This window comes from Arthrobacter sp. NPDC056493 (genome assembly GCF_042795115.1).
In the GTDB taxonomy this organism is placed as follows: domain Bacteria; phylum Actinomycetota; class Actinomycetes; order Actinomycetales; family Micrococcaceae; genus Arthrobacter.
On the sequence record NZ_JBHTSL010000004.1, the window covers coordinates 151,444 to 162,615 of the forward strand.

Genomic DNA, 11,172 nt, shown 5'->3' on the forward strand with positions numbered 1-11,172 from the left:
TCTGCGGCCGATTTTGCCAACACCCAACATTACAGCTCGAATATATCTTCGAGTAAACCCTTGTGATCGCATCCCCAGGGGTGTGTTTCGATCCACGGGGATCAAAGATTGCTTTCATTCATCGTCCATGCGCGAATCAAGGACATGAGCATGTGGTGGCGAGGGCGATATTGGCCTGCTTGCGCGGATGAAGCACGCTTTTCGCTCCTTGACGAGACCATCACGAGACTGATAGGCGCTCCTGCGGGAGCGGGGAATGCAATGAGGCCCAAGAGGTCCCAGTGCAGCCCTCTGCTCACGTCCATCGATACGATAAGTTACTGGAGCAGAGGAGCTAGGTCTTCCTGTCCAAAAGTCCTCAAGCCCGGGCGCCCGGCGGCTTAGCAGCAGTCCAATTCTGCACATGCAGTCCTCGAGGGCCTGCTCGTTCACGCACCTGTATTGCAAATATTTACCGTGCCAACTGCAGCCTGGTCCTTGGCGAGATGCTGATGGCGGCGCGTTCACTTGTGCTGAGCAGGATCTCAGCGGCAGCTGCGCCCTAGCAGGCCTTGGCCTGTTCGTTCCCATAGTGGGGCCAGACGCCAGCGTGCTCAAGGCCTGGATGCTGATGAGTGCGGTGGCCGTCGCCTCCCTTGCCCGGCGGGGCTTGAGCCTCCTCAGCCTCAACGTGACCGGCCCTGCTGCTCGGGCCCGAACTGGGTGTGAGTTCCGGGTTCCTGCTCTCAGTCCGGGCGACACTGCGGTTCATTGTGCTGGGACGCAGCCGAAGAATCCACGTCAGGCACTCAAACCCGGGTCCCGGTACGCCGTACCCTTATCCATGTTCCACCCGGCGACCATCCCGGAGCCGATCATGAGGTCGCTGACCCTGGCCAAGTGATAGGCGGGGTCAGCCTCGAGGGCGAGCTGGAGGAACTGGTGCGCCTTGCTGCCTCTGCCTTCCCACCAATTGATGAAGGCCACCGCAGTGAGGAGGGGGGCGGAGTGCTTGGTGCTGCTGTGCGTGTAGGCATGGAGGAGCAGCTGCTGCGCCCACTCGACTCGAGACCACTGCGGCTTGTCGTGGGTTTGGGCCAGGAGGATCCGGTCCATGCGTTCGTCGATTCCTGGGATGTCTGCCATCAGTCTGTCTCGGATGACGGGGAATTGGAGATCCGCGATCAGGTTCACGATTTCATCCTGGTCCGGGTAGCTGTTCGACCCAAGCATTTCCGTCCAGCGCGCCCGGGCCTGCTCGAGCGCTTCCCCTACTTTCAAGCCCCCGAGTGCCGCGACGCGGTCGCGCACCGCATCCGTAGTTTCGGTTTCTTTGGTTGAGGCAGGCAAAGTGATCCGATTTGTCGGTTCGATGGTGCTGCCGCGGTAGACGAATTCGGCGTTGATCTGGCTGGACTGTGTTGCAGCCAGCGGGAGTGACCGACCGTCCTCGGGGCTTCCATCATATTGGGAGACCCTTTCGTTCCCGACCAAGAGTCCATCGCGGATGGACATCCCGCGCTCGGCGAGGGCACCAGTCAACGCGGCAATGGTTGCCGCCTGGGGCTTGACCGTACCTGCCTGCTCTTCCTGAGAGGTGTATACGGCAAAGAGGACACTCTCGGCATTGGTGTCATGGGACAGGTAACCGGCGACCGTCTGCGCGTAGCTGATCTCAGTGCCCGGCTTCGGCAGATCAACGCGGAGCGTCGCCCCAACGTGCTTATCTGACAAAGTGATGCACACCAGGCTCTCGCGAGGCCAGAACCCGAGGGTGTGGCCGACGAAACTGAGTACGTCGGCTGGGGTGCGGATGGTGAGCTCTTCCATGATCCTTCTCCTTCATCGGCCGGCGGACCGCGGATGCGCCCGTCAGATTTCGGCGTCATTCTGATTGGAGAGCCACCGCTGGGCTTGCGGGTCCGGACGAAGCGACGCAGGAGCACCGAACGAACTCATGGTTCGTGAACGGCGCGCTGCCCCCAGTTGTGCGAAGGACCTGCCCAGCGATGATCGGGATCAGAATGACAAACAGCGAAGTTGCTTTTGCTCATTCATGGGCAGGTGGGGGCACCGCGGCATGATCCTAGAGACCGCAGTTTGTCTGGGGGTTATTGCGTCGACTGTGCGCCGGATCGCCTTTCGAGTGCCTGTTCGGCGCGTTCGACGACGGAGCGGTCGTGGGCGGCCAGGCGCCCGGAAGTTTCGGGGTTGGCCATTTCACAATCACGTATTTCTACCAACCGCCGGTGAAGCTGGTTTTCGGCGTGCCGACAGAGGAACGACAGCCGACTGGCGCGTCTGTCCTGCAGGACTAACTCGTACTGGCCAAAGGCAATGCGGTTCCATATCGGAGTGGTCTCCCAGAGCAACAGCCTGGCGCGGAGCCCGAAGGTGCCATGCTTGAGACGTCCTGCCAGCCGGGGGAGAAGTAGCCCGAGACTGACGAGGAGCACGGCGCACGTTTCGCCCACCCAATAGAAGCTGGTGAGGACAGCTGCCGTCGGGCTGGCAGTGCCTTCAACCTTGATGACCGCGCCGTAGAGCAGCCGGTCGAGCAGGACCAGAGCGAACAAGACGCAACCGACGGCGATGAGGGTGAACGCCGATCGAAACGCCGGTGTACGCATGTGAGGAATGTTGCTCCTGCATACCCGGGCTATGTCGACGCAGATCCACATGATGAAGGCCGAGCCGGTCCAGAGAAAAACCGCCATCCCGGGCTGGTCACCGTATGTCAGTGGCAGGTTGGGATCGGTGAGATCTACACGGCTGGTGAGAAATCCTGCAGTAACCGCCGCGCAGGCGGCACCCGCAGCCCAACGGCCCAACGTGAGTTGCCGCCGTCGTACTTCTTTATCCGCGACCGCAGCCAGCAGGATGGCAGTTCGGAACTGCCAAAACCCAAGAAGTAGAGACAGGAGGGTGGCAAGCCCTACGCGGTTCTGGCCACCGAGCAGCGGATCGATGCCGTAGTAGACGGCGGGGACATACAGTGTGCAGGCAATTGCGGCCAGGATAGTGGCGCGAAATACGCTGCCGCGGTCAGGATCTCGGGCGATGGGCAGCCGAAGGACAGTAAGCACCCACAGCGCGGCTGCGGGGACGGCTTCCATCAGCCGAACACGCGGCGAAAGGCCAGAGGCTCGGGCAGGCTGGGGATCTCGCTGTTGTTGATCCGCATTGCAAGCTGGTCAGCAAGGGCCTCGGCTGTGAATTCTGCGTCGTCGGTGTAGCTTCTGCGGCCGAGAGCCCGGAGAACCTCGACGCCCAGGTCCGGAAGGAAAGCAGTGACCAAGTCTTCGCTCGGTTCCTCGAGGTCGTGCTGAAGGATCATGTGGCTGAACTCGTGCAGGATGATCTGTTGCCGGTGCCAGCTGGATTTCACCGTGGCATGCAGGACTATGTCGCGGTCGGCGCAGATGAGCCAGACACCGCACAGTTCTGATCCGCGCATGCCAGGGAGTTCGTCGACGATTATGGGCCGGGCGCGTTGCATTTCCAGTTTGTTCTGGATGTACAGAAGGGTCGCGTCGTCGGGCAGACCGAAGCCGTGCTCCGCTCGCCGGGCTATCTTTCGGGCGTCACGATAGTTCATTGCTTCGGGCCGCGGGGGAGTGGGGAACATTGACCGGACCGATCTGGCCCAGAGAATACCCGTTCGGGTATAGAGACGACCCGGCTTTGCCGGGCGTGAAATGCGGCTGCTCCTTCAGCGGCCGACGACGGCGGATCGCGTTTCGGACTATGAGTGCGGTTGTGAGGGCGGCTCGGGAAGTCTGGCTCGAGTTGGGGAGGCCGAGCGCCGCGGTGAGGCGGTCGTCATCGAGCATTGTGCTGATGATCTGTTTCGCCAAGCGGCGCAGGGGCGCCGGCAACCGGCTTTGGAAGACCTGGACCGTGGCGTCCATCAGATGCTGACCTTCGGGGGATGGCGCGACATGCGCCGCCTCGTATGCGTCGAAAAAGGCCTCGGCGTCAGCATAGGTAGTGGGCATGCCGGCGATGTTCATCCGGGATCCCAGCTCGGCGAAAAATCGTGAAGCAGCTGCGAGCTCTGCAGCTGTGGGCTGGCGCCAGGCGTGCCTCTGGGTCCAGCGGATGGGGACCACCAGCAGGGTGAGGAGGACATACAGAAAGTCGTCCTTGCTGCCAGGTACGTTGCGGTGGACCCGGTTGAGGAGGGCAACCATTGCGCGGCCGCGGCCGCTGTCGAGTCCTGTGGCGATGAGTTCGTAGATGACGATGGCGGTGTCGTAGGAGCGCTTCATGGGACGGTGCTGGATTTCAGCGTTGCTGTGCAGCGTTGCAGCGATGCTCGGGATGGCGAAATTGCGGTAGTACGAAAGGAAGAAGCCGAGTTCCATGTCCGCTGCGAGATCGAAGAGGGCCATGTTGCGGAACGTGGCTTCCCAGTCCTGCGGCTGTGCCGTTTCCTGGTGGCGGAGGCTCGCGGCGAGCGACTCATGAAGATTCATCGTGCCCCTTTCCCGTGCCTGAAAGTCCGCGCTCGAGGAGGGGCCTCAGCTCCCCAGCTCGGCTGACCACCTCCATGGTAGGACTGTTGAATCCGCGTGGCTAGTCGATTGTAGACGGGTCTACTGTGCGTTCGCTGGTGCTTGCTTTGCCAGCGCCTTGACCAAACCCTTTTCTCCCTGTCTCATCATGAGAGCATGGGCGGCCGTGAAGGCCGGGGCGGCAATCGGCGTGAGGAGATTCATCCATCGTTGGGTAGGGCGGACGCGCCATTCAATGTCCATGCGTGTTGCTTTGCCTTGCTCGTCGGGAGTGAGCACTACCCGCCCGGTTCCTCTCAAGTGCCCGCCGGCATCGAAATCTATCTCCCGAGGTGCGACGACGACTGTTGGGTGGATGCTGATGGTGAGTGTGTAACCCAGCGCGGCCTTGAAGTTGAGGTGCGCGGTGGTCGCCTTGAGGATGTCCTCTTGGGAGTTGGTCAGGGGTTTGGTGCGAACCAGCGGCCCCGCGAAACTGCAGCGTGGCCACCAGTTGGGCCAGCTCATGTTGATGTCGGCGATGATTGCCCACACCTTTTCTGGCGGCACGGGGAGGTGCCAGGTAGAGCTGAGGTCGAAGAGGCGGGGAGGCATATAGGTATCTTGGCACGACGTGTATACGGCCCGGCTGCACCGCGGTCTTCCATATGCCGAGGATTGCAAGACGCTGACCCGTGACAAGGCGCCACCGTCCCTGGCATCGGAAGAAGCATCGCGTTCCAATATCAGCAACTTGTGCACAGTCTCTGTGCTCGCATGGTCGTTCGAGAGATTCCCTGTCGGTGGGTGTGCTGACCTCTTTTCGCTGGAGAGCCGAAAAGGAACCAGATGCCACATTGCTGCCCCTGCTGCCAGAGACCGAGCCGGTGGTGTCAGGTGGGCGGGTCAGGCCCGCGATAGCTCGGCATAATCCGCGGGCGGGTTCATGTTGGTCTTTCCAATTCTGGAAAGGACCAAGATCATGATCGATTCGTCACGGGTTCACGTTGCAGGGCCTCTGGCCGCTAACCGGGACGATGTTGTGGCCGGGATGCTCCAACTGGGCTACGCGAAGAGCACTGTGGTTGGGTATCTGCTGATGATGGCCCGCATGTCCGGCTGGATGGCCAGAATGAGCATCGGGGCGGAGGACCTGACTTGGGGTGTGCTGAGAGAATATTGCGCCTCTCACGGTTTGTCAGGTCCGCGCGGGCCTGTTCCCGGTGCCCTCCTTCTCGATGTGAATCTGTTCGTGCTCGCGAAAACGTCCCAGTGGTCAACGAAATCAATGAGCTCAGCAACGTCGTCCCTGGGCGTTTTCTTTGGCTGGATGTTTCTCACCGGCAGGCTTGACCGTGATCTGACCGTGGGTATCTTCAGTGCCCGGAAGCGCCCGCAGCCCGCCGTTTTCCCTCAGCCGACAAGCTCCCTTACGCCTGTCAGTGGCCCCCCGTCGTGGCGTTTGTTCGTCCTCCGTCGGCTGTCAGCGAGACTGTGACCGGCTGGCCACCGGCAACAGTGATGTGGGTGACGGTACTTCCACCGGGTGTCAGAACCGCGGCTACGGGTACGGCGAAGCTGTTGGGGTCTCGCCCGATGGTCTGTGCGGGTTGCCCCGAGGGCGTGCTCACTCCCTGAATGCGCAGGTCGTAGGCGTTGCCGGGGCCGTCGTTATGAATGGTCACTTCCCAGGTGGTCCTGCCGGCGCCGGCAGATCTCTTGACCAAGGAGGCTGTCAGCCGGGCGGCGGCGGGCGGGGTGCCCTCGTCGACTTCCAGGACGAGAGTGTCCCATCCGGGGCCCTTTCCAGCTGCCGTCGGAGCGCCATGGGTGAAGGTGATGCGGTTCTCGCCGGCCACGAGAAGCTCCCCGGGAAATGACAGGACGGCCGTGCGCGGAAAACCGCTGCGGTCGGCCTGCCTGGCAATCGTGGAGTCGTTGTTGTTGGGGAGGGCGCCGGTGACGGCGGAGCTGTTGCCGTTGACTGCCACTGCCGGGGCGCCTCCTTGCTGCATTGCAGTGGCGACGGTGAGGTACGCAGTGCCTGTGTAGGGGCGGTCCAGGGTGAACTGGACGGTCCAGGTGCCCCTGTTGGTTTGGGCGTAGTACCAGTCGGTCGGCTCCCAGCTCTCGCCGATGGTGAAGGTGAGGTCCGCTGGAATTACGGAGGGCTTCTCGTACCCCCGCGGCCGGGCCGTGACCGGCGATTTGGTGGCCAGTGCGTACTCGCCGGCAGTCCGGTCGGAGCGGCCGAGCTGCCAGAGGAAGGTGCCGTGCGTGGTGGGGGTCCACATGATTTCGCCGAGGTCCTGGGACCGGCCCGAGACGACCAGGCCTGGCCGGCGGTAGAGGTCGGTCACTGACCCTGCCGCGGGCTGGATGTACAGGACATATGTTCCCGGCGTTGCGGTGCCCGGCTTCCACGCGTGAGGGATGCCGGGGAGCCGGAAGCGTCCTTCGGCGTCAGTGGTGGCGAAGTAGGTCGCTTCGGCGATTGGGAAGACGCTCTCGCTGTCCTGGGTGGAGAGGATGACATGGAAGTTCGTAGCCGGGCGCCGGTCCGTCAGCCGGACGCGGCCGGTGACAGTGGTGCGGTCAGCCGGGGCCGGGTAAAGGGGGTCGGTTACCCAAGGGGCGCCTTCTCTGTGTTCTTTGATCTCGGCCTGGGCCGTCCGCGCGGCTTGTGCGACCAGCGCACCGGGCTCTGCGGGGTCGCCGACAGTGAAGAAGGTAAGCCAGGGTCCATACAGGCGGCGGTAGCCTGCCGGAACCTGATAGCCGGGCTCGCCGTAGTGGTTGCGGGCGAAGTAGTTGAGGATGAGGGCGTCCTGGTGGATCGCGAGGTCTTGATGTTGGGGTCCGGCGCCATAGTAGGCGCAGAGTGTGTCACCGGTGACGCCGCCCAGCGGGGTGAACCAGGCACCGAACCCGTGGCCGAAGTGCCCGAACATCGGGTTCTCGTGGTGGTAGAGGCTCCAGTCGTATTTGCTGTAAACCGAGCCCGCGGGCAGGTTGCCGGAGTTGCTGTCCGGGCTGGGAAGGTCCGGGTTGTTGGCCCCGTCAATCCGCCAGGTCTCGTCCTGAAGACTCTCTTGTGTGGCCAGATATGCGTATGTCGGCTGCTGCCCTGCCCCCCGTTCCCAGTTGTAGGAGTGGTCGAGAAGGCCGCGGTCCCACCTCGTATTCATCCGGACCTCGCTGAGGACGGTGTCGGCCACGGCGGTCATGATGTTGTAGCCGTAAATACCGCGGCGGCCGGACCTCATGACCAGATGGTGCTCGTGGCGCAGGGGAGTGCTGGTGGTATCGACGAATGCCACCTCGACCAGTCCCGCTTCGACGCGGACGACATCAACCCTCGAGCACACCAGGCGTGTCTTTCCCCCGCCTGCGTCGACGTAGAAGGAGTGCTGGCGGTCAGGATCGCGTGGATTGACGCCGTTGAGGTTATGCGCCAGCTCTGTACCGGCGACGACAATTGACGTTGCGGTGATGGACACGTCCTGCCAGCCGGTGACCATTCCGGCGTCGTCCCGCCCGAACGTGGCACGCACAAGCCCATTGTCGAGAACGAGTTCTGACGCTTCGCCTGGAAACGCATAGCTTCCGACTCTCGCCGGTTCGCCGTTGATCAGGACCTTGACGCCTTGTCCCGATTCGGCGACCGCGGCACCGCTGCCAACGTGCCCAGCCAAGACGGTACCGAGAGCAGCACCTCCGAACCCCTGAAGGGCGGTCCTGCGGGAGATACCCTTTGCCTGCTTAGGCTGCAACTGATCTGACTGCATACGTTCGCTCCTCGTTGAATGGAGTGGCCCACCGGGAAGTATTTCCCGGGGGAGGGAAGTGTTGGGAAATGGCCCTTTAGCTCTCGAGGTCCTGAAGGGACTTGCCCTTCGTGTCCGGGGTCAGGAGAGTAGCCAGCGCGGCGACAAGGCAGATACCGAATGTGGTGAGCCCGATGACAAGGGGAACGTTGTCCGTTCCTGGAGGGGCGACTGCAGTGAAGATGCTGGGGAAAAATGACGCGATCATGAGGCCGACGTTTTGTGACACCGCAAACCCTGTGACCCGGATCCGCATGGGGAACTGCTCCTGGAAGAACGTGGCGAATGTAGAGTTCCACATTTGAAAGAAGATGCCTTGCACTATGACGACGCATATGAAGACCAGTGCCAGGCTTCTTTGGTCTACAGCCCAGAGGTATCCTCCTGAAAGAGCACCCCCAGCGATCCCGCCCGCTACCATGAGCGTCCGGCGACCGATCCTGTCGGACAGCGCACCGAACACCGGGATCGTCACTACGGCAGCGATATTGGCCACGAGTGTTACCCAGAGGAATTCGCTGCTGGAGAAGCCGATGCCGTAGCCCTTTTGGGTCGCGTAGGAAACCCCGAAGATGAGGGTTGCCATGCCGATCACATTCGTGAACGTCATGATGACGCAGCGGGCCAAGACCGATGGACGCGTGCGCAAGATCTCAATGAGGGGGAACCGGCGTGCCGGGGCGGCCGTCTCGGAATTCGCCAGGTATGCCGGCGGTTCCTGCACCCGGCGGCGGATGATGTATCCAGCCAGGATGACGATAGCGCTGAGTAGGAAAGGAACACGCCAGCCCCAGGCGCTGAACTGATCGTTGGGAAGAAGAGCAGCGAGAGGAAGCAGAACAGCCGTGGCCAGGATCGAGCCGACCTGGGTGCCCTGAAGGCTGAAGCTGGCAAAGAAGCCGCGTTTGGCATCGGGGGAGTGTTCGACGATCATCGCGCTGGCACCCCCCAGCTCGCCGGCAACCGCGAAACCCTGAATCAGCCGGAGGATGACGAGCAGAACCGGTGCGAGGATGCCGATCTGCCCGTACGTGGGCAAGAGTCCGACGGCGAAGGTAGCGAAGCCCATCAGCAACATCGCGAATACAAGTACGTGCTTGCGGCCGTGCCGGTCACCGTAGGCTCCCAAAACGATCGCGCCGACCGGACGGCTGACATAACCCACGGCATAGGTGGCGAGTGAAGCAATGATCCCGACGGTCGGATTCTCCGACGGAAAGAAGGTCGCGGGGAAGATGAGCGTCGCGGCCAGCGAGTACAGCGCGAAATCGTAGTATTCAAGCGCGCCGCCGATCCAGCCGCTCATTGCAGCCTTCTTCGGATCTTTCTGGCCCACACTGGTTTCAAGGGCGGGGCGGGCATCCCCGGAGGTTGTGCGCATTCTATAAATTCCTTCGTCATCATTGGCAAGGAACCGAAATTCTCATTTCGGAGGGCTTCAGTCGGGAGCGGCAAGGGTTGGCAAGCGCTTTCCGATGAATCGTTTCATTAGGTTATGGGGTGAGGGCCGTCACGTCAACCGCTCGCTGCGGATGCCTTGCAGGGACGGCCACGAGTCAAGAACATCAGGGGGCCGCCGGTGGACTGGCGGGTGGCAGGCGTCCAGTTCAGGCCGTAAAAGTCGATGAAGACAGCGTCACGCGCTCAATGGGATTACGTGGCTTTGTTTCCGTGCGACTACCGCAAAACTGCCTGCCTTGCGCACGATCCAGACCACCACGTCCGTTCTGTCTGTGATTGTGTGAAAGGGCTTCAGCGTTGGGTACTCGGTGCTATCGCCGGTGATAACTGCCTGGTCGAAGGTGGCCTCGAGGGTCTTCTCCGGCATGGTGCTCACGACGCCGGGGGCGACGAGTTCAGCGACGCACAGGGTGTCCGGGCAGGCCGGGTCCTTGACGCCGGTGGAGGCCTACAGCGGCCGCTGGGGGAGCGCGCCGGCTTCGGCCAGCAGTGCCCAGCGCTCGGTGGCGAAGAGCTCTTCGTAGACCTCGTAGGCGAGGCGGGCGTTGGCAATTCCGGCCATTCCCTTGAGCGATAGTACCTGCAGGGTACCGATGCCGTCGAGGCGCTTGTCGATCTCGGCGTCCACGCGGGATACGAAGAACGAGGCGAGGGCGTGGATCTTCGCGAGATCGTGGCCGTTCCTTGGCCTGCTCCAGGCCGGTCTGGAAGGCGTTGATGATGGCGCGGTACCGCTCGAGCGAGAAGATCAGGGTCACGTTGACGCTGATGCCCCGGTGAGGGTAGCGGTGATCGCCCCCAGGCCTTCGAGGGTGGCCGGGATCTTGATGAGGACGTTGTCCTTGTCCACCTTCTTGTAGAGGTTCTTGGCTTCGGCGATGGTGCCGGCCGTGTGCCAGGCAGGCGGGGGTCAACTTCGATGGACACGCGCCCGTCGACACCGTTGGAGCTGCTGCCACCGGGGCGAACAGGTCGCATGCGTCGGCGACGTCGGTGCTGATCGCGAAGATGGTGTCCTCGACGCTGGCGCCGGCCGCTCCATGCTTTGCGATGGTGGCGTCGTAGTCGGTGCCGGCCGTGATGGCGGTCTGGAAGATGGACGGGTTGGTGGTCACAGCGACCACGTTTTTCTCTTCGATGAGCTTGGCCAGGACGCCGGTATCCAGGCGTCCGCGGGAGAGGCCATCGAGCCAGATGGAAACTCCGGCGTCGGAGAGCCGCTGGGTGGGCGTGGTCGTATCAAAGCTCCTGGAGATCTGTAGGGACTGGATTTACAGCAGCCTCCGAATCAGCTTCGTTGTAGGCGCCGCTTGTCATGGCCGTGGGCGGTTGTCGGTTTTTGCCGGGAACCTGCGGCTGGCCGCAAGAGGTGGCAGGTGCTGGCGCTGAGTCCCGCAGAGCTGCGGGAC

The 11,172-nt window shown here is 62.4% G+C and carries 7 protein-coding genes and 1 pseudogene; all 8 read right to left on the bottom strand.

The genetic code is table 11. The features are described from left to right. Positions 1-780: 780 nt before the first annotated feature. Positions 781-1,809, bottom strand: coding sequence for a DUF4192 domain-containing protein (locus ACFQ50_RS03225; protein ID WP_377994073.1), 1,029 nt, complete (start codon positions 1,807-1,809; stop codon positions 781-783). Positions 1,810-2,090: 281 nt separating this feature from the next. After that, a complete protein-coding gene (locus tag ACFQ50_RS03230) occupies positions 2,091-3,095 on the bottom strand; it encodes a hypothetical protein (protein ID WP_377994074.1) in 1,005 nt (334 codons plus the stop codon). After that, complete coding sequence (locus ACFQ50_RS03235) at positions 3,095-3,478, bottom strand: hypothetical protein (RefSeq protein ID WP_377994075.1); 384 nt, start codon at positions 3,476-3,478, stop codon at positions 3,095-3,097. Before ACFQ50_RS03235 ends, ACFQ50_RS03230 begins: the two co-directional genes overlap by 1 nt. Positions 3,479-3,563: 85 nt before the next feature. Then, positions 3,564-4,457 (bottom strand): oxygenase MpaB family protein, encoded by an 894-nt coding sequence (locus ACFQ50_RS03240; RefSeq protein WP_377994076.1) that lies wholly within the window; start codon positions 4,455-4,457, stop codon positions 3,564-3,566. A 120-nt stretch (positions 4,458-4,577) separates the two neighbouring features. Continuing rightward, positions 4,578-5,090 carry an SRPBCC family protein gene (locus ACFQ50_RS03245; protein ID WP_377994077.1) on the bottom strand — a complete coding sequence of 171 codons (513 nt, stop codon included), beginning with the start codon at positions 5,088-5,090 and terminating at the stop codon, positions 4,578-4,580. 824 nt (positions 5,091-5,914) lie between these two features. Beyond that, positions 5,915-8,029: a polysaccharide lyase family protein gene (locus ACFQ50_RS03250; protein WP_377994078.1), complete on the bottom strand. Its 2,115-nt coding sequence runs from the start codon at positions 8,027-8,029 to the stop codon at positions 5,915-5,917. A gap of 310 nt (positions 8,030-8,339) precedes the next feature. Further along, positions 8,340-9,683: an MFS transporter gene (locus ACFQ50_RS03255; RefSeq protein WP_377994079.1), complete on the bottom strand. Its 1,344-nt coding sequence runs from the start codon at positions 9,681-9,683 to the stop codon at positions 8,340-8,342. A 390-nt stretch (positions 9,684-10,073) separates the two neighbouring features. Beyond that, positions 10,074-11,019, bottom strand: a pseudogene (gene tal, locus ACFQ50_RS03260) (transaldolase); the annotation flags it as partial. Positions 11,020-11,172 lie beyond the last annotated feature (153 nt).

Bases quoted from the DNA above. Each gene is read 5' to 3' on its own strand.
- ACFQ50_RS03240 (WP_377994076.1), bottom strand. From the start codon at position 4,457: ATGAATCTTCATGAGTCGCTCGCCGCGAGCCTCCGCCACCAGGAAACG.
- ACFQ50_RS03245 (WP_377994077.1), bottom strand. From the start codon at position 5,090: ATGCCTCCCCGCCTCTTCGACCTCAGCTCTACCTGGCACCTCCCCGTG.
- ACFQ50_RS03230 (WP_377994074.1), bottom strand. From the start codon at position 3,095: ATGGAAGCCGTCCCCGCAGCCGCGCTGTGGGTGCTTACTGTCCTTCGG.
- ACFQ50_RS03235 (WP_377994075.1), bottom strand. From the start codon at position 3,478: ATGCAACGCGCCCGGCCCATAATCGTCGACGAACTCCCTGGCATGCGC.
- ACFQ50_RS03255 (WP_377994079.1), bottom strand. From the start codon at position 9,683: ATGCGCACAACCTCCGGGGATGCCCGCCCCGCCCTTGAAACCAGTGTG.
- ACFQ50_RS03225 (WP_377994073.1), bottom strand. From the start codon at position 1,809: ATGGAAGAGCTCACCATCCGCACCCCAGCCGACGTACTCAGTTTCGTC.